The sequence below is a fragment of the Pinirhizobacter soli genome (genome assembly GCF_015905305.1).
Lineage (GTDB): Bacteria > Pseudomonadota > Gammaproteobacteria > Xanthomonadales > Rhodanobacteraceae > Pinirhizobacter > Pinirhizobacter soli.
Genome location: NZ_JADZLQ010000002.1, coordinates 341,484 through 362,777, shown reverse-complemented (window position 1 = coordinate 362,777; position 21,294 = coordinate 341,484). Strand labels below are relative to the sequence as shown.

Here is a 21,294-nt window from a genome sequence, read left to right as displayed (position 1 = left end):
AAATCTCATCTGGCTGTATGAAGCCGGATGCGCCGGCTGTCCCCTGTTTGGCGCAACGCGGGTCTCCCCAATGGCGTGCGCGCATGCGCGGAGCATGCCCGAGTTCACAAGATCTTGCAGTATCTCGTTTGAGAGTCTTGCGTAACTTGCTCATTCTATTATAGATGGGGATGGCAATCGTAGGGGAATAGGCATGGCTTTGGGTAATCGCTTCTTCCGGAACGGGTGCCTGGCACTTGCCCTCGTGTCGGTGACTGCCCTGGCGCAGGATGACCCGGCGGCCCGCCTTGCCATCCACAGTGACGCCACCGGCCACGAACGATTCCTGGCCGTGCACGGCCAGCGCGCCCTGATCCAGGGCCTGAACGGCGGGGGCCTGGAAGTGTTTGCCTTCCCCTTCCAGATCGTCGGCGGATTGCAGGTGAGTTTTCGCCACGAAGGTTCGGTGAGCCTGGTGGACGGCGCCAACCTGCTGCGCGGGATCGACTACGCGCCTAACGGCATCACCCGTACGTATGTTGCTACGGATTATGTCGTCCGCGAAAAATTGTTCGTGCCTCGCGATGCGGCCGCCGCCGTAGTCACCTATAGCGTGCAAAGCCCGCATCCGTTGGACATCGTGGTGAGCTTCAATCCCGTGCTTGATCTCATGTGGCCAGGCGGGATCGGCGGGCAATCAGTGAAGTGGGATGAGAAGAGCTCGGCGTATGTGCTGTTCGAGCCTTCCATGCGCTATGGGGCTTTCGTCGGTTCGCTGGATATCGACGCGCACGACACGCCGTCGAACAATGCGCTGGAATCGAACAGCGGACGCCAACTGCGCGTGTCGCTCAAGGCCGGCGGCAAGGATGGCCACGATGCACGGCTGGCCTTCGGCATGCTTGAGTCGGGCAATGCCGATGCGGGTTTGGCCCTGCGATCGCTGTTGTCGTCATTGCCTGCCGCGGAAGCTGCGCAACACAAGCACGTGGCCGAGGTGATCGACGGGGGCATCCGTATCACCACCCCCGATGATGAGGTCAACAGCATGCTGTCGTGGGCAGCTATCGCGCTCGACCAGGCCTGGGCTTGCAATCCTCAGCTCGGCTGCGGGTTCGTGGCGGGATTCGGGCCGTCGCGTGAGGCACGGCGCGCGCAATACGAATGGTATTTCGCCGGCGACGGACTGATCGCCAACGACGCGATGATTGCCACCGGACGCTACGCCCGGGCGCGGGAGGAACTTCAGTTCATCCTCAAGCACCGCGATGAGAAAACCGGAATGATCTGGCACGAGATGAGCCAGAGCGCGGGCCTGATCGACTGGAGCCGCTACCCGTACATGTTCGTGCACGTGGACATCACCTATCAGTTCCTTTCCGCCGTGGATCGCTATGTGCGTGCCTCCGGCGACACGGGCTTTGCCAGCGAGCATTACGATGCGCTCGCTCAGGCCTATGCCTACGGCGCAAGCCTGGTTGGCAGCGGCGGGTATCCCCGGATTCCGGCCGGCAAGGAAGGCCACAACGAACAAGACAAACTTGGCGACGAGCTCTCCCTCTCCATCGCCTGGCAGCAAGCCGCCGGGGCCTTCGCACACCTTGCCTCGGTGACCGGCCATGCCGATGACGCCACCCGCGCCGCCGCCGCTGCCGAACAGGCGCGCGCGGGGGTACTCAAGCGCTATTGGGTGGGCGGGGCCTGGATCGACGCCTACACGCCTGCAGGTAAGCCTGTGCATGCGCGCGGATCCGGCGCGATGTCGTTGATCGACCTGCACGTGCTTTCCCCCGAACAGGAAAACGCGATCCTGGACCAACTGGCGACGGCCGATTTCCAGACCGACTGGGGCATGCGCAACATCCCGCAGTCCACGCCTGGTGCCGATCCCAATTCCTATGCCAATGGCAGCGTCTGGGCCATCCACACGGCGCACGTAGCCACGGCCTACTGGGCGTCCCATCGCCCGTGGACGGCATCGGCCATGTTCGATGCCCTGGTGGCCTGGAACCGGCTCGATTCCCCGGGACACATCCATGAAGTGGCGGCGGGCGACATCTGGCATCAACAGGTGGAGTCCGTGCCCGAGCAGACGTGGTCGTCGTCGGGTGTGCTGACGATGGCGGTGGATGGCCTGCTCGGCCTCTCTTTCCCCGCTGGCCAGTCGGTAAGTTTTTCCCCGCACCTGCCAGCGGCATGGGACTACGTTGGAGCGGACAATATTCCCGTCCCGGGTGGCAAGCTCGGTATCCACATGTCCCGGACGGCCAAGGGCTTTGCCTTCGACATCGACAATACCGGCTCGCCGGTGCGCATCGCCTTCTCACCCCAGCTTCCTCTCGGCGCACACCTCGTCGGCGCGACGGTGGACGGCAAGGCCGTCCAGGCCACGGTGGCGGACCATGGCATCGATGCCCATGCCTCACTGAGCGTCGACGCCGCGAAGGGCGCCACCCGCGTGGACCTTAAGTTCGAGGGCGGCGTCGACATCGGGGTGCCTCGCGCGGTCCTGGTTCCAGGCGATTCAAGTCATGGCGCGAAGGTCACCCGGGTCCACCTGGCATCGTCCGTCCTCACCATCGAGGCCGATGTCACCGATTCGACCGCCTCCACGATTCGTATACGCGCCCCGGGCATAATTCCGACGACTGATGGGGCCCAGGTGCGCCGCGTGACTGCTGACAGCTTCGACATCACGCCGAAGCCGTCGGGCCGGTCCGGCTACCGCCACGTCAGTCTGGTCGTTCGCCTCGTCCCTGACGGGTAGCGGACGAGCCTTAAGGGGGTGAATTCTGGCAGTGTTTTTCCCGGCCACGGGTAAACTGGGCTGCGTGTGTCGGCGGCCCCACGGAGGGTGCGCAGTGGGCAACAGCAAGCACATCGACTTCAACGACGATACGGCCGTGGCCTATTGGTGCGGCGCGTTCTGCTGCAGCCCCCATGACCTGCGCCAGGCCGCTGAAGAACTCGGAACCCACGAAGCCGCTTCGATCGGCATGCTGCTGGCCGAACCCGCCCGGCGGTCCCTGCCGGAAACCCCCTGATACGTAACAGCCGATGCGCTATGCTCGCCGCGACAGGCGTGGGGGACACGCCGCGAGGGGCAAGCCATGGTAACGATCATCCTCCTGGTTATCGTCGTCGCGCTGGTTGCGTACGCGGTATCCATCTACAACGGGCTCGTCACCGCGAAGAACGGTTACAAGAACGCCTTCGCCCAGATCGACGTGCAGCTCACCCGACGGCACGACCTCATCCCCAACCTGGTGGAAGTGGCCAAGGGCTACCTGGCCCACGAGCGTGGCACCCTGGAAGAAGTGATCCAGGCACGTAATGCCGCGGTTTCGGGCCTGGCCGCGGCCAAGGCCAACCCCGGCGATCCCGCCGCCATGCAGAACCTCTCCGCCACCGAGAATTCGCTGACGCAGGGCCTGGGCCGGTTGTTTGCGCTCAGCGAGGCCTATCCGGACCTCAAGGCCAACACCACGATGATGCAGTTGTCCGAGGAGCTCACCTCCACCGAGAACCGCGTCGCCTTCTCCCGCCAGGCCTATAACGACTCGGTGATGAACTACAACAACCGCCGCGAGACCTTCCCGGGCTCGCTGCTGGCCGGTGGCTTCCCGGCCGCCGAACCGCTGGCGCTGGAAAACCCCGCCGCCCGCGAGGCACCGAAGGTCTCCTTCACCTAAGCCCCCGGCCGTCCAGGCATGGATTTCTTCGCCCAGCAGGCACGGATGCGCGGCACCAGCCGCCGCCTGGTGTTCCTGTTCGTGCTTGCCATCCTCGGCATCGTCTTCGTGGTCGATGCCGTGGTGTGGTTTGCCTGGGGTCACCGCCGCACGCCGGAAGATGGCCAGGTGGTGCAGTCGTCGGTGGGCCTCCTGGTGATGAGTTCGGCGGCGGTGCTGGCGGTGATCGCCGGCGCCACGCTGTTCCGCATGGCAAGCCTGCGCGGTGGCGGCTCGGCCGTGGCCTTGCAGATGGGCGCACGGCAGATCCCGCCCGATACCAACGATCCGGACCTGCGCCGCCTGCGCAATGTGATCGAAGAAGTGGCCATCGCCGCCGGCGTGCCGATGCCCGACATCTTCATCATGGAAGAAGAAATGGGCATCAATGCGTTCGCCGCGGGCTATGCGCCCACGGATGCAGCCGTTTGCGTTACGCGTGGCGCGCTGGCCATGCTTACCCGTGATGAATTGCAAGGCGTGATCGCGCACGAATTCTCGCACGTGATCAATGGCGATATGCGCCTGAACATCAAGCTGATGGGCCTGCTGTTCGGCATCTTGGTGCTTACCATCATCGGCCGCCAGATCCTTTGGTGGGGTCCGGGCGCCGGGCGCAAGCGCGACAACAATGGCATCGTGCTGGTGGGCCTGGCGCTGGTGGTGGCCGGATGGATCGGCTATTTCTTTGCCCGGTTGATCCAGGCTGCGGTGGCGCGCTCACGTGAAAGCCTGGCCGATGCTTCGGCGGTGCAGTTCACCCGCCAGACCGCCGGCATTGCCGGTGCACTGAAGAAGATCGCCCGCGCCGAGGAGGGCTCGCGTCTGCAGCGCGCCAACGCACAGGAAGTGGCGCACATGCTGTTCGGCGAGGCCGGGCGTTTCAATTCGTTGTTCGCCACGCACCCGCCGATCTACGACCGTATCCGTGCGCTGGAGCCTGAATTCGATGCCCAGGCGCTGGAGCGTGAGCCGCCACCGGAACCGCTGTACCGGCAAGCTGATGAACCGCCGCCGGTGCCGACGGGATCGCATCGTTCGCCGTGGGACGCGGTAAGGGGGCAGGGCGGTTCAGCACCGGTGCTGCCGATCCCCGGCGTCACCGATCCGCGCTCGCCGCTGAATATTCCCGGCGTGATGATCGCCGCCGGTGCGGGCCTGGCCTCGCAAGCCGATGCCCCCGCCGCGGTGGCGGCGCAAGTGGGCTCGGCCGATGCGTCCGACCTGCAGCGTGCCGAGGCGATCCGCAAGGGTCTTCCGGATGACCTGCGCCAGGCCGTGCGAAATTCGGAGAAGGCGCAGGCGGTACTGTTGGCCATGGCGCTGGGCAACGGCCCCCAGCGCGAGGCACAGCTGAAGATCATCGACAGCATCGGCGGCAACGAGCCGCGCGCCGAAGTGTTGGCGGTGGAACCGATGGTGCGGGCGCTTGATCCCAGCCAGCGCCTGCCGATCGCCTCGCTTGCCTTCCCTGCACTGAGGCGGTGGTCCAGTCGCGCGATCACCGTGTTGATCAATGCACTGAACCAGATGGCGCACGCCGATGGCCAGGTGGACCTGGATGAATACTGCCTGGTAAAGCTGGTGACGGTGCAACTGTCCGAGGCACTGAACCCGCGGGGTATTCCCCTGCCGGGGACCGGCAAACTTGCCGCCGCGCGCGGCAGTTTTGCCCTGGTCTGCGCCGTGGTGGCGCAGTTCGGCAACGATGACCCGCTGGCCGCACGCAAGGCCTGGCAGGCGGGTATGAACGAGGCGCTGGCTGGTGATACCTCCGCTTATGCGCCGCCGCCGGATGACTGGCAGGGCGCGCTGGACGCCGCGCTCGCCGAACTTGACCGCCTGGCGCCGATGTCGAAGGAGCTCATGGTGCGCGGCCTTACCAGCGTGGTCATGGCCGACGGCACATTGCGACGCGTGGAAGCGGAACTGCTGCGGGTGATCTGCGCCACCTTGCATTGCCCGCTTCCCGCTTTGGCCTGATTCCAAACCTCAAGGAACGACACGGACGTGGCCAAGGAACCGGTGATTCGATGTCCTTTGTGCGAGTGGGTGCCGAAGGCGGATAGTCGCTGGGTCTGTGCACCCGGCGAGCCGGGTTCGGGGTGCTTCACTTCATGGAATACCTTCTGGACGGCGGGTTGCTGTCCTGGTTGCGGCCACTTCTGGAGCCGCACGCAGTGTCTTTCCTGCAAGCAGGCGTCACCACACCAGGATTGGTATTTCTTTCCGCCGGACGAGGAACTGGCGAAGGATCGCGAGCGGGAACTGGAGTCGACACGTTGAAGCTGGCATGGGTCATGCCGGTTTGCCTGGCCCTCACGCCAGCGTGGGTGGGATCGACCAATGCGCCGTCAGCGGAAGTCGTTGACCGCATTGTGGTCAAGAAGGCCGATCACACGCTTTCCCTGCTAAGCCATGGTCGCGTGATCAAGACGTATCACGTATCGCTTGGCCCGAATCCAGTAGGTCCCAAGCGAAAACAGGGCGACGGCAAAACGCCTGAAGGCACCTACGTCATCGACTCGCGCAACGCCGCCAGCAAGTTCCATCTCTCCCTGCACGTGTCGTATCCCAACGCCGCCGATCGCGCGCGGGCGAAGGCAGCGGGAGTGGACCCGGGCGGTGACATCATGATCCACGGCCTTGGCCCGGGTTTTGATTGGGTCGGACCCTTGCAACGAACACGTGACTGGACTGCCGGGTGCATCGCCGTGACCAATGCGCAGATCGAGGAGATCTGGGCACGTGTCAAAGTCGGTACCGTGGTAGAAATTCGCCCTTAGGCCCCGTGTTCAACCCACTGCCCAAAAGGAATTCATTGCATGGCAAGCAGCACGCAAGACCTCGAGCAGTTCGTTCGCACCGCCCTCGAAAAGGGTGCGACGCGGGATCAGATCGGCAAGGCCCTGGCCGATGCCGGATGGGCGCCGGAACAAACGCGAAGCGCACTTTCTGCTTATGCGGACGTCAACTTCATGGTGCCGGTACCGCAGCCACGGCCGTACTTGTCGGCTCGCGACGCGTTCCTCTACCTCGTGCTGTTCACTACGCTCTACATGAGCGCATTCCACCTTGGCAGCCTTGTTTTTGAGCTGATCAATCGGGCCTTTCCGGACCCAGCGCAGCTTCGCGGCATAGTGTTCACCACCACGGTACGCTGGTCAGTGGCGACGCTTCTTGTTGCGTTCCCGGTATTCATGCTGATGTCGATCAAGATCGGGCGCGATGTGGCGCGACAACCGGCACTGCGCCAATCGGTGGTACGGCGTTGGCTCACTTATCTCACGCTGTTCGTCGCGGCGGTTTCCCTGATCATCGATCTGATCACCTTGGTCGACGGCGTGCTGGGCGGCGAAGCCACCACGCGCTTCGTGTTGAAAGTGATCGTGGCAGGCGTGATAGCCATCGTCGTCTTCGGCTACTACTTATGGGATCTTCGCCAGGATGAGCGCGTGCCATGAGCGAACGCAAGGGTGTTCGCGCGCTTGCCGCGGGAGTGACGGTTGCGATGGTCATTGCCGTTGCCCTTGGTCTTTGGGCCATGGGTCCGCCATCCCATCAACGAGCCTTGCGCCTGGACAGCGCTCGCGTCGGGCAGATTTATTCACTCCATAGCATGGTCGTGTTGCGGTATGCGACGAAGAAGACGATGCCATCGACACTGGCCGAAGTTGATCCGAATAGCGTCGACTGGCTTGATCCGGTAAGCGGCCAACCTTTCGAATACAGCGTCACCGGTCCTGAGTCGTTTCGATTGTGCGCCACGTTTGATGCCGCATCGGAGGATACGGACCGATCTGGTCTCTACGTATTCCCGCGTGGAGCGGAGTGGAAACATCCAGCAGGGCGTTTCTGTTTCGATCGCCCGGTCAAACCAGCGACTGAGTAGGTGTTGATCTAGGCGTCCAGCGCTCTTGTCTCGTGCAACCGCCGCAAATCCAGGTGCAGGATACCTTCTACATCGGTCACCACGTCGGCGAACTGGTGGTCGATGAGAACGTCCTTGCGACCGTAGCTGTGGCCTCCCAGTGACTGCGTTGCCAGCAGGGTGTCCAGGCCGCCCACCATTGCCGCCAGGATGAAACGGTCGTTGCCCAGCAGTGCCTTGAGCAGTTCGCTGCCGGGCTCCAAAAGGTGAACGAGCGTCCACGACAGGCTGAGCATCGGGTTGTGCGAATGGACCAGCGGCAGTTCCACCAGGCGCCGGTAGGTGCCGCCGTTGGGTTCGTCCACGCGCTGCAGCCATGACAGCTGGGCGGTGACGTCGGCCAGCGGACGCGTGCGGATCGACGCCATGCGCACCATCAGTGCCGGTTCGCCGCGGTAGAGGCCAACCACCGCGACCTTGCTGAAGACGATGCTGGCGCGCGGTCGCGCGAAGCGGGCGAAGATCAGGCCGGTGTTGGCGGCGGTGAAGAACAGGCCCAGCAGGATCTCGCATGCGGCGATCGAGTGCCCCAGATGACTGGCTGGCGCCATGTTGCCGTAGCCCACGGTGGCCAGGGTTTCCACCGAGAAGAAAAAGCCGTCGGCAAAGGAGTGCGGTGCAGCATTGGCGATGGCGCCGGGGAAGGAGGCGTATATCGCGCCAAACACGACGTTGATGCCGATGAACACCAGGGTGACCAGGCCGACGAAACTCGGCCAGGTCATTTCCATCGTGCGGTAATAAAGATCGCTTAGCGGATGCGGGCCGCCGACCTTGAAAGCGAGGAAGCCGCCGAGGTCGATGCGCTGCCGATGGGGACGTTTGAGGGAGGGCATGAGCCTAGTATGCAACGTTCGCCGGGGCGGTCAGGGACCTGAAGAGACCGTGTCGACGATGTCAGGGAGGTCGGCAAGCATGCTGGCTGACGGCGGTCGGGGATAGACGAGGTCGACTTCAGGGGATTCTGACAGTGAGCTCAGGAAGTCCTCGACCTCCCGCTTGGAGGAGAGCACTACCACCCGTTTGGCGCCCCGCGTGGCATCGAGCTGCTGCATCAGCGCCGGACGACGCGTGCCGGGGTAGGTCAGGATCCACCATACGAATGACAGGTCCAGCCGCTCCTTGCACCCCTCTGCGCCAATATCCGGCCGCACGTGCCCCCGGTACTGCCACCAGCGGCGAAGCACGCGCCACAGGCAGAGCAGGCGGGGCATGTCGAGGAATACCACCGTGTCGCAGGCGGCAATGCGGCGTTCCAGGGTGCCGCCGTAGTTGCCGTCCATCACCCAGGCGTCTTCCGACAGCAGGCGTGCCACCGTGGTGGACCAGGCGTTCTTAGTCGGTTCCGTCCAGTTCGGCAGCCAATAATGGGCATCGAGGTGGATCAGCGGCAGATTCAGTTCGCTGGCCAGGCGACGTGCGAACGCCGACTTGCCGGCTCCACCGGAACCCACGATCAGGACGCGCTTCATGCAGGTGTTCTCCTTAAGTCCCCTGTCCGGCGGATCGGACCCCTGAAGGACCCCGCCGACTTTTGAGCATAGTTTGCGACATTTTGAGCCGGGAATCTGCGACCGTTACTAAAGACATCGCCGATGCCGCGGATGGCTTTCCCCGATAACACCGAACGCCAGGCCCTGATCGGCCAGGTCATGGAAGCTTCCGCCCGGATGGAGGCGGCCCTGGAAGGCTGCATCTGGGCCTGCCTCGATACGCCCCGTCCGGAGATGTTCGCTCCCTTGTTGAAGAAGCAGACCTTCCGCATGTCCTGACCATATGTCGAAAAAATTGGGTTTTATCGACATATGCCATCAACCGCCCCTACGACTTTCTATGTTCGGCTCCATAGATCGCCAGATACGCATCGAGGTCCGGCGTACGAAGGCCAAGCGTTTCCAGTACGGCGGCCATGAAGGTCACCGGTGCCGCGCCGGAGGCCGTAACGATCTTGCCATCGACCACGGCTTCGGGCTGGTCCTTATACCGGGATGCACCCTTGTAGCCCGTCGGCGGCAGGTTGTCGGGCGAATTGGATGTGTGGTCGACGTCGTCGAGCAGTCCTGCACGGGCCATCGCCACGGTGCCATCGCAGATCCCCGCCACCGTTTTTCCGGCCGATCGTGCCGCTTTCAATGCCTGGCTGATATCAGGTGCATCGGGCCTTGTCCAAGCCGTGCCGCCGTTGACGATCAGCGCGTCGATGGCCGTTGGATCAATATCCTCCACTGCCAGGTCCGGCGTGATTTTAAGGCCGCCTGCCGATACCACCGGCTTGCCGCCGGGTGTGGCGAAGCGTGTATCGATCTTGAAGTAACTGCGCGCACCGGCATTGAGCAGGGCGGTTTCCCAGTCGGCGTAGTCGTCGGTAAGGATGGTGACGATGGTGGTCATGGGGGTCTCCAGGCGCGGGGCATTGAATCCGTTGGGGAACCGGAAGAATATCGAAATTGTAGCTACCGACCAGGGGACTGAATGGATGTCATGCCGACTCCGCCGGTTCGTCGGCGCCGCCGCCTTTGGTTCGGCGAGCGCACGATCGCGCTGCTGCTTACCGTCCTGCTTGCCATGGTGGTGATCGGCTTGATCCTGCACGACGTGGAGCGCAGCCTGCTGTACCCGGCGCCGCCGCAGACCGAGGCCTGGGGAACCGAGGTGCTCAAGCGCCCTGATGCGGTACTCCGGGGCTGGATCGTCCGGCCGGAAGCGGCCGATGCCTGGGTGGTGTTCGGCGGGAACGGGCTGGCGCTGCCGCCAGTGGGTCGTGCCTGGCAGGGCTGTACGGAGCGTGCAATCTACCTGGTGCCTTACCGTGGCTACGAAGGGCAGGAGGGACGGCCTGGCGAGAAGGATATGGTGGAGGACGGCGTTGCCCTGGTTCGACAGGCCCAGCAGGCACATCGTCATGTCGGCATCATTGGTGTGAGCCTGGGCACCGGTGTTGCGATCCAGGTGGCGGTGCAGGCGCGGCCGGACAAACTCCTTCTGGTAACGCCTTATGACCGCATGGACCTGGTGGCGCAGGACTATCTACCAAGCTGGCCGGTGAAGTGGCTGATCAGCGACAGGTATGACAGCGCCAGCGCGGCGGCGAAACTCGGCGATCTCCCCGTGGCGTTCCTGCAGGCCGATCACGACGAAATCATTGCCGCCGAACGAACACGAGCCCTTGCTGCTGCATTGCCGAGGCCACCCTCACCTTGGTGGCATGTGGATAGCACGCATAATGGAATATGGGAGATGCCTGAGCTGTGCAGCTTCGTGAGGCAAGGCGCATAAATACTCTGGCGCTGAACTTCACGCAGCAAGCACACGTAGTGCTTTCGAATTCCAGGCTCCGATGGCCCTCGACGAATAACGCTTGCCGAGTGTAGTAATAGGGGCCTAGCCAACAAGACGAGGCCGTGCATGGATAACACTCAGATATTGATCGCGGGAGCGGGCCCCGTCGGCATGACATTGGCGCTTGCGCTATCCCGCCAGGGTGTAAAGGTCCGCATCGTCGACAAATCGCCCAGCCGGACCGACAAATCCAAGGCCTTGGTGATGTGGCCACGGACGCTGGAATTGTTCGACATCGAAGGATGCGTCAAATCCTTCCTCGACGCGGGCATGCAGGGGCGTCGGGTACGGATCATGTCGGACGGAAAAACCCTTCTGCAGGCGAATTTCGATCTAGCCAAGAGCAGCTTTCCTTACGCACTGATGATCCCGCAAAGTGAAACCGAGCGCGTGCTGGAAGAGCAGCTTGGCTCGCATGGCGTCCATGTGGAGAGGAACACCGAGCTTCAGTCGTTCATCGATGATGGCGATGCGGTAACAGCAAAGCTGCTGGGCCAGGACGGAAATGTCGAGGAAGTGCGCGTGGCGTATCTCGCCGGCTGCGATGGTGCGCATAGCGTGGTGCGCAAGGGCATTGGCGCCGAGTTCACCGGATCGGCGGAACCATCCGGGTGGATACTGGCCGACCTCATGCTTGATGGTGACGTCGCGCCTGATGAAATCGTAATCATCTGGACACGGCACGGCGTGCTGGCGATCTTTCCCATCGTGGGCAACCGTTACCGCGTGATCGCGGACGTCCCGGCTGATGAGGGCGATGTGTCGGTGCCGTTGCCGCTTGATCGCGTGCAGACAGTACTGGACGAGCGCGGGCCCGGCGGCTTGCGTGCACACGATCCGTTCTGGTTGAGCCGTTTCCGCATCAACGAGCGCAAGGTCCACGATTACACCAAGGGCAGGTGCTTCCTCGTGGGCGATGCCGCGCATATCCATAGTCCCGCGGGCGGGCAGGGTATGAACACAGGTATGCAGGACGCCTTCAACCTGGCCTGGAAGATCGCTATGGCAGTCAATGGACAAGCCGGCACGAAGCTCCTGGCTACGTATTCACAAGAGCGCAGCGCCATCGGCGACCAGGTGCTGCGTAATGCCAGCGTGCTGACGCACGTGGCGACGGTGGGTAATCCGTTCCTTCAGAAGCTTCGTAATGTAGCGGTGGGCGCGCTGGGCGACCTGTCGATCGTCCAGCAGCGACTGGTGGACCAGTTGGCCGAGCTTGACCTTTCCTACCACCACAGCGACCTGGGTGCGCTGCATAACTCGGTGGCCCATCGGTTGCCCAAGGGAAATCGCGTACCGGATGTGGCCGTGGCCTCCCAGGGCGCCGCGACGCGGCTTTATGCGGTGCTGCGATCAGGGCGATTCGTCTTGCTGACGGTTGGCGCCGAAGCCGCGGAGGTTCCGGCGGCGCTGCAAGAGTGGGTTATTGCCGCGAGCGCGGTGCCGGGTGGTGCGTTCGAGGAGGGCCTGGTTTACCTGATAAGGCCCGACTCCTACCTCGTCGGAAGTGCGACCGCGGCGGGAGTTCCGGATCTACTAGGCTCCTTGCGGCCATTCACCACGTCGGGTTTCGCTAGTCCTGCACCTTGAGGAGTAGCTTCCCGGTATGCGACCCATCAAACAACCGATTGAGCACCTCAGGCGCATTCTCCAACCCCTCGGCAATCGTTTCCTCGGTCTTCAATTTCCCTTCCAAGATCCATCCGGCAATCGCCTGCACGGCTTCCTTCGTCTTGCGGTAATCAAAGGCAAGGAAGCCTTTCACGGTGAGCCGCTTGACGATCATGATCGAAAAGTCGTCGCTGGGCTTCTTCTCGCCGGTGTAGCCGGAAATCAGACCGCATAGCGCCACACGACCGCCGATCACCATGCGCGAGAGCACCGCACGCATCACCTCGCCACCGACGTTCTCGAAGTTCACGTGCACGCCATCGGGTGTGGCGGCTTTCAACTGCTGCTTGAAGTCAGCCGCCTTGTAGTCGACGGCGGCGTCGAAGCCGAGGGTTTCGGTGAGGTACTTGCACTTTTCCGGGCCGCCGGCGATGCCGACCACGCGGGCGCCCATGATCTTGGCGATCTGGCCGGCGATCGAACCGACCGATCCCGCGGCAGCGGAGATGACGATGGTCTCGCCGGGCTGCACGGGGGTGATGTCGGTCAAGCCGTAATAGGCGGTGATGCCCGACAGGCCGCATGCGCCGAGCAGGGTGGGCAATGGTAGCGGCGACTTCGGCAGCTTGACCAATTCCTTGGCCTGGGAGGCATCGAGGATGGCGTGGTCCTGCCAATTCAGCAAGCCTTGCACCAGGTCGCCTTCGGCGAAGCGTTCGTTCTTCGAGGCCACCACGCGGCCGAGGCCACCTGCGCGCATCACTTCACCGATGGCCACCGGCGGCATGTACTGCGGGATGTCGCTCATCCACACACGGTTGGTCGGGTCCATGGAAATGTAGAGCACCTTCACGTGCACCTGGCCATCTTCGAGCGCGGGCAGGGCGTGTTCGACCAGGTCGAAGTTGGACTTCTTGACGAGGCCCTCGGGACGGGACTTGAGCAGGAGCTGGCGTTGCACGGTCATGTTTATTCCTTCAGACAGCAGCGGCGCCGCCGTCGATGAGCATTTCGGCGGCGGTGACAAAACGGCTTTCATTCGAGGCGAGGTAGACGGCGGCATAGGCCACGTCGTCCGGGTCGCCCAGTCGTGCCATGGGTACGCCGCGGATCAGTTTCTTGGTGGCTTCTTCTTCGCCCATTGCCTTGAAGAACGGTTCCACGATGCCGGTGCGGATGAAGGCCGGGTGGATGGAATTGCAGCGGATATCCACCTTCTGCTTGGCGCAGTCCACCGCGATCGATTTGCTGAGCATGGCCACGGCGGCCTTGGAGGTGTTGTAGACGGTGTAGTTGGGATCGACCTTGTGCGCGGCCAGCGAGGAGATGTTCACGATCGACGCCGGGGCGTTTTCCTTCAGGAATTTCATGGCGTGCTTGCAGCCGAGGTAAACCGCTTCCACGTTGATGTCCATCACGCGGCGCCAGTCTTTCGGTTCAAGCGCTTCCACGCCGCCAAGTGCGCCGATGCCGGCGTTATTGACCAGCACCGAGATGCCACCCATGGCCGTGGCGGCTTCGTCGAGCACGGCGAGCCAGCGCGCTTCGTCGCGCACATCCTGCGTGGCCGCCCATGCCACGGTGCTGCCGGCTTCCTGGTTGATTTCCGCGGCCACCGACGCGATGGCCGCGGCGTCGAGATCGGTAACGAATACCTTGGCACCTTGCCGCGCGAACATCTGCGCCATGGCCTTGCCAAGGCCGCCGGCGGCACCGGTGATGAAAGCCTTCTTGCCTTGCAGACGGCCCGGATGGTTCGTGCTCATGCTTTTGGTTCCTGATTCAGACCGAGAGATAACCGCCATCGACGTTGAGGATCGCGCCGGTGGTGTATGAGGCGGCGTTGGACGCCAGGTACAGCGCGGCGCCGGCCATTTCCGAGGGCTGCGCGACACGGCGCATCGGCACGTGTGCCATCGCTTGCTTCAGGATGGCCGGCGTATTGACCAGCACCGATGCGAATTTGGTGTCGGTCAGGCCCGGCAGGAGGGCATTGCAACGAACGCCCTGTTCGGCGCATTCCACGGCGAAGGCCTTGGTCATGGAGATCACCGCGGCCTTGGTGATGGAGTAGATGCCCTGCCCAACGCCCGGGACCACGCCATTCACCGAGGCCACGTTGACGATGGCGCCGCCACCATTTTTTGCCATCAGCTTGGCGCCCAGCGACGACATGAAGAAATAGCCTCGGATGTTCACGTCCACCGTCTTGGCGAACACGGCTTCGTCGGTGTCGGTAATGTGGCCGAAGAACGGGTTGGTGGCGGCGTTGTTCACCAGGATGTCCAGGCGGCCGTGTTTTTCCTCGATGGCCCAATACAGCGCGCGGACCTGGTCCATCTCGCCGATGTGGCAGGCCAGGGCCTCGGCCTTGCCGCCATCGGCGGTGATCGCGTCCACCACGGTTTGGCAATCGGCCTGTTTGCGGCTGGAGACGATGACATGCGCGCCGCGCGCGGCGAACAGTCGGGCGATTTCCTCGCCGATGCCGCGGCTGGCACCGGTGACGAGGGCGATCTTGCCGGAAAGGTCGAAAGGATCCTGGCTCATGCGTATGCCTTGTCTAGCGATGGGTGAGGAGCGCGGCGTCGCCGGCGTCCTGGAGATGGGGAACGTTGTTGTAGCTGAAGAAGGTCGGCACGCCGCGCACAGTGCGCAAGGTGGTGAGGCTGGTGTTGATCAGCGGATAGGCCAGGCTAAAGGTGTTTTCCTCCGGCGTCTGCAGCAGCGACTGCACCATGACGGCGATCGGGCCACCGGAAGTGAACACCCAGGTAGCCTGCGCTCCGCTTCCGGCAAGGTTTTTCAACGCGCCAAGCACGCGTTCGCGAAACATCGGCCAGGTTTCATCGTGGGCGGCCTCGCTGCCGGCGCCAACCCATCCGGCGATGGCCTGGCTGAAGAGTGCCTGGAAGGCCTTGTGCGGATCGGGCTGAGCGCGCAACTCCGCCTGCAGGGTGGCCTCATCAGGAAGATCGGGCCGGTGCCGGCGAAGGATCTCCTCGTGGTTGAGTTCATCCAGGCCCGGGTCGACCTCGAACGCCATGTCGACACCGGCCGCCTCCAGGCATAGCGATGCGGTGCGGTGGTGTCGCTGCATGCTGCCGGCCAGTACGCGGTCGGGTTTGCCGTGCGTGCGTGCCAGCCATCGGCCCAGCAACACCGATTGTTCTTCTCCGCGTGGGGAAAGCCGGTCGTAATCGGCTGCACCGAAGCTGGCCTGGCCATGGCGGATCAGGATGATGCTGCCCATCAGCGGCCTTGCTCCATCAGCTTGCGGCAGCGCTGGCCCATGTAGGCCGCGGCCTGGCCAAATCCCTTGAAGCGGGGATTGGTGGTCTGGCCCAGCGCGAAGCGGCGGTAGATCTGCTGAATGATCACCATCAGGCGGAACAGGCCGAATACTTCGTAGAAGCGGAAGTCGTCGATCCGGCGACCGGTGCGTTCGGTGTAATAGGCCACCACTTCGTTCCGCGTGAGCATGCCCGGGGCGTTCGAGGGCTGCAGCCGGAATGCCTGGAACGTTGCATCGTCGTCGGCCTGCACCCAATAGGCCAGCGACGAGCCCAGGTCCATCAAAGGGTCGCCTACCGTGGCCAGTTCCCAATCGAGCACGCCGATGATGCGCAGCGGGTCGTCAGGGTCCAGCACCACGTTGTCGAAGCGGAAGTCGTTGTGGATCACGCAGGAGGCGACGTCCGCCGCGCGGTTGGCTTCGAGCCAGGCAATGATGTCTTCACCCGGATCGGTGCCTTCGGTGAGCGCCTGGCGCCAGCGCTGCGCCCATCCAGTGACCTGCCGCTCCACGTAGCCCTCGCCGCGGCCAAGCGAGGTGATGTCCGCGTCGCTGGTGTCGACGGCATGCAGATCCACCAGGCGGTCGATGAAACCGTGGCAGAGCTCGCGCGTGCGTTCGGCGTCCAGGCCCAGAGCATTGGGCATGTCCTTACGCAGGATCACGCCGTGGATAGGTTCCATGGCGAAGAACGGACGGCCGATGACGGTATTGTCCTCGCAGACCGCAAGGATCGACGGAACGTAGGGATAGTGCTTGCCCACCGCGGCCATCACCCGCGCCTCGCGCAGCATGTCGTGTGCGGAAGCGGCTTTGGCGCCCCTCGGCGCGGTGCGCAGCACCACTTGCCGGCTTCCCCAGCCAACGAGGTACGTAAGGTTCGATGCGCCACCGGGGAATTGTTCCAGCGTGGGCGAGCCACCGAGGCCATCGATGTGTTTCTTCAGAAAAGCGTCCAGCGCCGCGACATCGAGCTGGTCTTCCTCGCGAACGGGCCGCGCCTGGTCGGTCGCTGCCGTCACGATGCCTTCTCCTTCTGCATCTTCAGTTCCTGCCGTGCGATCACCGCGCGGTGCACTTCGTCGGGGCCGTCGGCCAGGCGCAGCACGCGCGCATGGGCATAGAGCGCGGCCAGCGGGAAATCATCGGACAGGCCGGCCGCGCCGTGGATCTGGATCGCGGCATCGGCGGCCTTTTGCGCAACCGCAGGCACGATCACCTTGATCTGGGAAACAAGGCTCAATGCCGCCTTGATGCCCTGGGTGTCGATCGTCCAGGCAGCCTTCAAGGTGAGCAGGCGTGCCTGTTCGATGGCGATGCGCAGGTCCGCGATGATGTCGCCGTTGCCGCCGAGCGCTGCCAGCGGCTTGCCGAACGCCTGGCGCGACAGCGCCCGCGTGCACAGCAGGCCAAGCGCGCGCTCGGCCGCGCCGATGGCGCGCATGCAATGGTGGATACGGCCCGGCCCCAGCCGTCCCTGGGCGATCTCGAAGCCGCGGCCTGGGCCAAGGATCACGTTCGACGCCGGCACGCGCACGTGGTCGAAGCGCACCTGGCCATGGCCTGAGGGTTCGTCGTAGCTGCCGAACACCGGCAGCATGCGTTCGACGGTGACACCCGGTGCGTCGAGCGGGCACAGCACCATGGAGTGCCGGTGGTGCGGATCGGCGTCGGGGTCGGTGAGCCCCATGAAGATCGCCACCTTGCAATGCGGATGGCCAATGCCCGTGGACCACCATTTGCTGCCGTTGAGCACGATCTCGTCGCCATCAGGCGTGGCCGTGGCGCGCATGTTGGTGGCATCGGAGGAAGCGACATCCGGTTCGGTCATGCAGAAGGCCGAACGGATGCGGCCGGCCAGCAGCGGCTCGAGCCAGCGCTCCTTCTGTTCGGCCGATCCATAACGCAGCAGCACTTCCATGTTGCCGGTATCGGGAGCGTTGCAGTTGAACACTTCCGGGGCGATGAACGAGTGGCCCATGATCTCGGCCAGGGGTGCGTAGTCCTGGTTGGACAAGCCGTCTTCGTCCTCGGGCAGGAACAGGTTCCATAGACCCGCGGCGCGGGCGCGCTCCTTGAGGTCTTCCATCACCGCAGGTTGGCGCCAGGTGCGCCAGTCGGCGCTGCCGTTCAACGATTCGAACCAGCCTTTCTCCGCTGGGAGAATCTCGTCCGCCATGAAACGGGCGAGTTTCCCGCCGAGCTCCTGGCTGTGGGCCGAAGGGGCGAAGTCCATCGTGCACGATCCTTGGATTCACAGGCAGAACCCCGAGCGTACGCCAACGTATGGAATCAGTAAAATGAATGTGCTTTATGCGTGATCATAAATTGAAGTAATGTGCATGCCATGCCCCGCAACGACAAGCGTATTGACCTGAATCTTTTCCGGGTGCTGGACGCCATCCACGCCGAAGGCGGCATCGGCGCGGCAGCGCGGGCGCTGCACCTGACCCAGCCGGCGGTCACCCACGCCCTGAACCGGCTGCGCGAGCACTTCGACGATCCGCTATTCGTCAGGCAGGGAAATCGCGTGGTGCCCACCGACCAGGCGCGGGCGATCATCGAGGACGTCCGCCTGCACCTTAAGGGCCTGCAGGACACCACGCGCCGGCAGGCGGGGTTCGAACCTTCGCGCCTGCAGATGGAATTCACCGTGGGCTTCCGTGACATCCTGGAGTCCATCGTCTTTCCGCGCCTGTTGCCGCGGCTCGAACGCGAGGCGCCGCAGGTGCGCATCGCCAGCCGGCGCGTCCCGGCCGGTGACGTGGAGCGTGAGCTGATGGCCGGCAGCATTGATCTTGTGATCGACCGCTCGCTGAAGGTGGGCGCACACGTGGTGAATGAGCACCTGGTCGATGAAGGCCTGGCGGTGGTGATGCGGCGTGGGCATCCGCTCGATGGCGCGGCATTGCGCAAAGCGGATTACCTGGCTGCCAGGCATGTGGCGGTGTCGCCGTTCGGCGAGCCGGCCGCACTGGATGTACTGCTGGGGCAGGACGGCCGGTTCCGTCAAATCGTGCTCAGTTGCCAGCACTACTTTTCAGCAGCACAAATCGCGGCCGATAGCGATCTGTTGCTGACCATGCCGCGGTCTTATGCCCTGAGCGTGTCCGGCAGCTTGCCGATATCGCTGCATCCGCTGCCGATCCGGCTCAAACCCATCCCGGTGCGCATGTACTGGCACGAATCCAAGCAGGGCGATCGCGCCCATGCCTGGTTCCGCGGTGTACTTTCTGAAGCGGTGTTGGCGGCCATGCCGCGCGAGGCGGCATGACCTTACCCTCAACCTGTTACCAGATCTTCACTCGCTGGTTCGGATCCAGGTAAAGCTTCTGCCCCGGCTGCGGCTTGAACGCGTCGTACCAGCCATCGAGGTTGCGCACGGTCTGGGCACGGAACTCGCCTGGCGCGTGGCCATCGCCGATCACCTGCGCGCGCAGCGCCGCTTCGCGGGTCTTGGTGCGCCACGATTGTGCGAACGCCAGGAAGAAGCGCTCATCGCCGGTCAGGCCGTCGATCACCGGCGCGGGCTTGCCACCCAGGGACTTGTGGTACGCGGCCAGCGCGATGGTCAGGCCCGAGACGTCGGCGATATTCTCGCCCAGTGTCTGCTGGCCGTTCACGTGCAGGCCGGGCAGGGCTTCGTACTGGCTGTATTGATCCGCCAGCTTCTGGCCTGCGGCCTTGAAGTGGGCTTCGTCGGCGGGCGTCCACCAGTTGGCCAGGCGGCCTTGCGCATCGAATTCCGCGCCCGTGTTGTCGAAGCTGTGGCTGATCTCATGGCCGATCACCGCGCCGATCGAACCGTAGTTGGTGGCCGCGTCCGCCTTCGGATCAAAGAACGGCGCCTCGAGGATGGCCGCCGGGAAATTGAGCGCGTTCTGCAGCGGCAGGTTCACCGCGTTCACCGTCTGCGGGGTCATCCACCATTCGTTGCGGTCGACCTTGGCATCGAGCTTGGCCAACTGATGCGCCGTCTCATAGCGTTCGGCGTGCAAGCTGTTACCCACGGGATCGGTGGGAGAGATCTTCAGCCTGGAATAGTCGCGCCAGGTTTCCGGGTAGCCCACGCCGACGACGAGGGTATCGAGCTTGGCCTTTGCTTTTGCACGCGTGGCCGGCGTCATCCAGTCGAGCGAGTCCACGCGGTCGGCGAAGGCGGCGATGATGTTCTTCACCATCTGCTGTACTTCGGCCTTGGACGAGGCTGGGAAATAACGCTTCACGTACACCTTGCCCACAGCGTCGCCCAGATCGGCGTTGACCCGGCTGATGCCGCGCTTGTAGCGGTCGCGCTGCTTGGGAGTGCCCGAAAGCACGGTGCCGTAGAAGCCGAAGCTCAGGTCGTTGTATGCCTTGGGCAACAGGCCCGCGCTGTGGTTGATGGCATGGAAGCGGAGGTAATCCTTCCAGGTTTGCAGCGGCTGGCTCGCCACCAGTGCCGATACGTCGTGCACCGTACCCGGCTGCCAGACGTTGATGGTCTTGGCCTTGTCCAGGTGCGCGGCGCCGAAGTACGCGGCCCAGTCGATGCCTGGGGCCTTGCTGGCAAATTCAGCCGTGGGCCACGGGTTGTTCGCCTTGTGGATGTCCTCGCTGTCCACGATGCTTTCCTGCGCCGTGGCGATTTTGGTTTCCAGGTCGAAGATGGCCTTGGCTTTCGCCTCGGCATCGGGCGTGCCGGCCTGCTTCAGGATGGCGGCGATATAGGTCTGGTAGGCCGTGCGTGCATCGGCCATGGCCTTGTCCTTGCCCAGGTAATAATCCCGGTTGGGCATCCCAAGGCCGCCCTGCAGCAGGTAGGGCATGGCGTGATCGGGGTCTTCCAGGCCCTGCGCTACCCACAGGCCGAACAGGTTCTCGGTATCAAGGTTGGTGGCGTTGATCGGGTCCACGTCGGCGCGCAGGCCGTCGCCCAGCACGCGGGAGAGATCCTTCACCGAAGCGATGGCATCGATCTGGTCGAAGCTGGGCTTCAGGGGTGCCAGGCCGTTCTTCTCGATCGCCGCCTCGTCCATGAAGGCAGCGTAGTAATCGGCGATCAGGCGTGCGTCGCTGTTGGCTGGGGGATTGCCCTTGCCCGCATCGCGGATCAACTCCGCGTTGCGCTTTTCGGCCTTCTCGAACACCTGCAGGAAGATGCCGGTGCTGGCCCGGTCGGCCGGAATCACTGCGGTCTTGCGCCAGGTGCCGCTGGCATAACCGTCGAAGTCGTCCCCGGGCTTGACTGACTTGTCCATGCCGGCAAGGTCGATGCCCGAGGGTTTGTTCTGGGCCATGGCGGGGGAGGCCAGGGCAGCGAGGATGGCGGTGGCAAGAAGCCAGCGGGTGGCGGTCATGGCGGCACGTCCTTGAGAAGGGTCCGTGAAAGATAGTCCCCGCGGGGTGCCGCGGGGACCATGACCTTT

General features: G+C 63.7%; 21 protein-coding genes. 11 read left to right on the top strand and 10 right to left on the bottom strand.

Annotation, left to right across the window (positions count from 1 at the left end):
* Positions 1 to 193 precede the first annotated feature (193 nt).
* The 7 genes from NDK18_RS11500 to NDK18_RS11470 all read left to right on the top strand — a co-directional run bounded on the left by NDK18_RS11500 (position 194) and on the right by NDK18_RS11470 (position 7,602).
* The gene (locus NDK18_RS11500; RefSeq protein ID WP_250627855.1) at positions 194 to 2,746 is read left to right on the top strand and encodes an MGH1-like glycoside hydrolase domain-containing protein; all 2,553 of its coding nucleotides are present in this window, start codon (positions 194 to 196) and stop codon (positions 2,744 to 2,746) included.
* Between the two features lie 94 nt (positions 2,747 to 2,840).
* Positions 2,841 to 3,023 carry a DUF3606 domain-containing protein gene (locus NDK18_RS11495; protein ID WP_250623671.1) on the top strand — a complete coding sequence of 61 codons (183 nt, stop codon included), beginning with the start codon at positions 2,841 to 2,843 and terminating at the stop codon, positions 3,021 to 3,023.
* Positions 3,024 to 3,089: 66 nt separating this feature from the next.
* Positions 3,090 to 3,671, top strand: a complete 582-nt coding sequence (locus NDK18_RS11490; RefSeq protein ID WP_250623670.1) for a LemA family protein — start codon at positions 3,090 to 3,092, stop codon at positions 3,669 to 3,671.
* 18 nt (positions 3,672 to 3,689) lie between these two features.
* Positions 3,690 to 5,693: a M48 family metallopeptidase gene (locus tag NDK18_RS11485; protein WP_250627854.1), complete on the top strand. Its 2,004-nt coding sequence runs from the start codon at positions 3,690 to 3,692 to the stop codon at positions 5,691 to 5,693.
* A gap of 299 nt (positions 5,694 to 5,992) precedes the next feature.
* Positions 5,993 to 6,496, top strand: a complete 504-nt coding sequence (locus tag NDK18_RS11480) for a L,D-transpeptidase family protein (protein WP_250627853.1) — start codon at positions 5,993 to 5,995, stop codon at positions 6,494 to 6,496.
* A 39-nt stretch (positions 6,497 to 6,535) separates the two neighbouring features.
* Positions 6,536 to 7,174: a DUF5671 domain-containing protein gene (locus NDK18_RS11475; protein WP_250627852.1), complete on the top strand. Its 639-nt coding sequence runs from the start codon at positions 6,536 to 6,538 to the stop codon at positions 7,172 to 7,174.
* Positions 7,171 to 7,602 (top strand): hypothetical protein, encoded by a 432-nt coding sequence (locus tag NDK18_RS11470; protein WP_250623666.1) that lies wholly within the window; start codon positions 7,171 to 7,173, stop codon positions 7,600 to 7,602. The genes NDK18_RS11475 and NDK18_RS11470 overlap by 4 nt, the downstream gene beginning before the upstream one ends.
* Before the next feature lie 8 nt (positions 7,603 to 7,610).
* On the opposite strand, the gene NDK18_RS11465 is transcribed toward NDK18_RS11470, so the two are convergent.
* Complete coding sequence (locus NDK18_RS11465) at positions 7,611 to 8,477, bottom strand: ion channel (protein WP_250627851.1); 867 nt, start codon at positions 8,475 to 8,477, stop codon at positions 7,611 to 7,613.
* Between the two features lie 30 nt (positions 8,478 to 8,507).
* Positions 8,508 to 9,113, bottom strand: a complete 606-nt coding sequence (locus NDK18_RS11460; RefSeq protein WP_250627850.1) for a DNA topology modulation protein — start codon at positions 9,111 to 9,113, stop codon at positions 8,508 to 8,510.
* 132 nt (positions 9,114 to 9,245) lie between these two features.
* Between NDK18_RS11460 and NDK18_RS11455 the strand changes: the two genes are divergently transcribed.
* Entirely contained in the window at positions 9,246 to 9,413 is a 168-nt protein-coding gene (locus NDK18_RS11455; protein WP_250623663.1) for a hypothetical protein, read from the top strand.
* Between the two features lie 49 nt (positions 9,414 to 9,462).
* On the opposite strand, the gene NDK18_RS11450 is transcribed toward NDK18_RS11455, so the two are convergent.
* Positions 9,463 to 10,032 carry a DJ-1/PfpI family protein gene (locus NDK18_RS11450; protein ID WP_250627849.1) on the bottom strand — a complete coding sequence of 190 codons (570 nt, stop codon included), beginning with the start codon at positions 10,030 to 10,032 and terminating at the stop codon, positions 9,463 to 9,465.
* A 90-nt stretch (positions 10,033 to 10,122) separates the two neighbouring features.
* Between NDK18_RS11450 and NDK18_RS11445 the strand changes: the two genes are divergently transcribed.
* Positions 10,123 to 10,917, top strand: coding sequence for an alpha/beta hydrolase (locus NDK18_RS11445; protein WP_250627848.1), 795 nt, complete (start codon positions 10,123 to 10,125; stop codon positions 10,915 to 10,917).
* A 129-nt stretch (positions 10,918 to 11,046) separates the two neighbouring features.
* Positions 11,047 to 12,570, top strand: a complete 1,524-nt coding sequence (locus tag NDK18_RS11440) for an FAD-dependent monooxygenase (RefSeq protein ID WP_250627847.1) — start codon at positions 11,047 to 11,049, stop codon at positions 12,568 to 12,570.
* Here the strand turns inward: NDK18_RS11440 and NDK18_RS11435 are convergent.
* The 6 genes from NDK18_RS11435 to NDK18_RS11410 are packed head-to-tail and all read right to left on the bottom strand — an operon-like array spanning position 12,554 to position 18,122.
* The gene (locus NDK18_RS11435; RefSeq protein WP_250627846.1) at positions 12,554 to 13,558 is read right to left on the bottom strand and encodes an NADP-dependent oxidoreductase; all 1,005 of its coding nucleotides are present in this window, start codon (positions 13,556 to 13,558) and stop codon (positions 12,554 to 12,556) included. The two genes, NDK18_RS11440 and NDK18_RS11435, sit on opposite strands and share 17 nt — an antisense overlap.
* A 10-nt stretch (positions 13,559 to 13,568) precedes the next feature.
* Positions 13,569 to 14,357, bottom strand: a complete 789-nt coding sequence (locus NDK18_RS11430; protein ID WP_250623658.1) for an SDR family oxidoreductase — start codon at positions 14,355 to 14,357, stop codon at positions 13,569 to 13,571.
* Positions 14,358 to 14,373: 16 nt separating this feature from the next.
* A complete protein-coding gene (locus NDK18_RS11425) occupies positions 14,374 to 15,141 on the bottom strand; it encodes an SDR family oxidoreductase (protein ID WP_250623657.1) in 768 nt (255 codons plus the stop codon).
* Between the two features lie 13 nt (positions 15,142 to 15,154).
* Positions 15,155 to 15,844 carry a histidine phosphatase family protein gene (locus tag NDK18_RS11420; protein ID WP_250627845.1) on the bottom strand — a complete coding sequence of 230 codons (690 nt, stop codon included), beginning with the start codon at positions 15,842 to 15,844 and terminating at the stop codon, positions 15,155 to 15,157.
* Positions 15,844 to 16,908, bottom strand: coding sequence for a phosphotransferase family protein (locus NDK18_RS11415; RefSeq protein ID WP_250627844.1), 1,065 nt, complete (start codon positions 16,906 to 16,908; stop codon positions 15,844 to 15,846). The genes NDK18_RS11420 and NDK18_RS11415 overlap by 1 nt, the downstream gene beginning before the upstream one ends.
* Complete coding sequence (locus tag NDK18_RS11410; protein ID WP_250627843.1) at positions 16,905 to 18,122, bottom strand: acyl-CoA dehydrogenase family protein; 1,218 nt, start codon at positions 18,120 to 18,122, stop codon at positions 16,905 to 16,907. The genes NDK18_RS11415 and NDK18_RS11410 overlap by 4 nt, the downstream gene beginning before the upstream one ends.
* A 111-nt stretch (positions 18,123 to 18,233) precedes the next feature.
* Between NDK18_RS11410 and NDK18_RS11405 the strand changes: the two genes are divergently transcribed.
* Positions 18,234 to 19,160: a LysR family transcriptional regulator gene (locus tag NDK18_RS11405; RefSeq protein ID WP_250627842.1), complete on the top strand. Its 927-nt coding sequence runs from the start codon at positions 18,234 to 18,236 to the stop codon at positions 19,158 to 19,160.
* A gap of 16 nt (positions 19,161 to 19,176) precedes the next feature.
* Here the strand turns inward: NDK18_RS11405 and NDK18_RS11400 are convergent, their stop codons facing one another.
* Complete coding sequence (locus NDK18_RS11400; RefSeq protein WP_250627841.1) at positions 19,177 to 21,225, bottom strand: M13 family metallopeptidase; 2,049 nt, start codon at positions 21,223 to 21,225, stop codon at positions 19,177 to 19,179.
* Positions 21,226 to 21,294: the final 69 nt, after the last annotated feature.

Coding starts and splice junctions, on each gene's coding strand:
- NDK18_RS11490 (WP_250623670.1), top strand. CDS start 3,090: ATGGTAACGATCATCCTCCTGGTTATCGTCGTCGCGCTGGTTGCGTAC.
- NDK18_RS11435 (WP_250627846.1), bottom strand. CDS start 13,558: ATGACCGTGCAACGCCAGCTCCTGCTCAAGTCCCGTCCCGAGGGCCTC.
- NDK18_RS11460 (WP_250627850.1), bottom strand. CDS start 9,113: ATGAAGCGCGTCCTGATCGTGGGTTCCGGTGGAGCCGGCAAGTCGGCG.
- NDK18_RS11465 (WP_250627851.1), bottom strand. CDS start 8,477: ATGCCCTCCCTCAAACGTCCCCATCGGCAGCGCATCGACCTCGGCGGC.
- NDK18_RS11410 (WP_250627843.1), bottom strand. CDS start 18,122: ATGGACTTCGCCCCTTCGGCCCACAGCCAGGAGCTCGGCGGGAAACTC.
- NDK18_RS11475 (WP_250627852.1), top strand. CDS start 6,536: ATGGCAAGCAGCACGCAAGACCTCGAGCAGTTCGTTCGCACCGCCCTC.
- NDK18_RS11500 (WP_250627855.1), top strand. CDS start 194: ATGGCTTTGGGTAATCGCTTCTTCCGGAACGGGTGCCTGGCACTTGCC.
- NDK18_RS11405 (WP_250627842.1), top strand. CDS start 18,234: ATGCCCCGCAACGACAAGCGTATTGACCTGAATCTTTTCCGGGTGCTG.
- NDK18_RS11425 (WP_250623657.1), bottom strand. CDS start 15,141: ATGAGCCAGGATCCTTTCGACCTTTCCGGCAAGATCGCCCTCGTCACC.
- NDK18_RS11455 (WP_250623663.1), top strand. CDS start 9,246: ATGGCTTTCCCCGATAACACCGAACGCCAGGCCCTGATCGGCCAGGTC.
- NDK18_RS11450 (WP_250627849.1), bottom strand. CDS start 10,032: ATGACCACCATCGTCACCATCCTTACCGACGACTACGCCGACTGGGAA.
- NDK18_RS11400 (WP_250627841.1), bottom strand. CDS start 21,225: ATGACCGCCACCCGCTGGCTTCTTGCCACCGCCATCCTCGCTGCCCTG.
- NDK18_RS11485 (WP_250627854.1), top strand. CDS start 3,690: ATGGATTTCTTCGCCCAGCAGGCACGGATGCGCGGCACCAGCCGCCGC.
- NDK18_RS11440 (WP_250627847.1), top strand. CDS start 11,047: ATGGATAACACTCAGATATTGATCGCGGGAGCGGGCCCCGTCGGCATG.
- NDK18_RS11420 (WP_250627845.1), bottom strand. CDS start 15,844: ATGGGCAGCATCATCCTGATCCGCCATGGCCAGGCCAGCTTCGGTGCA.
- NDK18_RS11470 (WP_250623666.1), top strand. CDS start 7,171: ATGAGCGAACGCAAGGGTGTTCGCGCGCTTGCCGCGGGAGTGACGGTT.
- NDK18_RS11430 (WP_250623658.1), bottom strand. CDS start 14,357: ATGAGCACGAACCATCCGGGCCGTCTGCAAGGCAAGAAGGCTTTCATC.
- NDK18_RS11445 (WP_250627848.1), top strand. CDS start 10,123: ATGCCGACTCCGCCGGTTCGTCGGCGCCGCCGCCTTTGGTTCGGCGAG.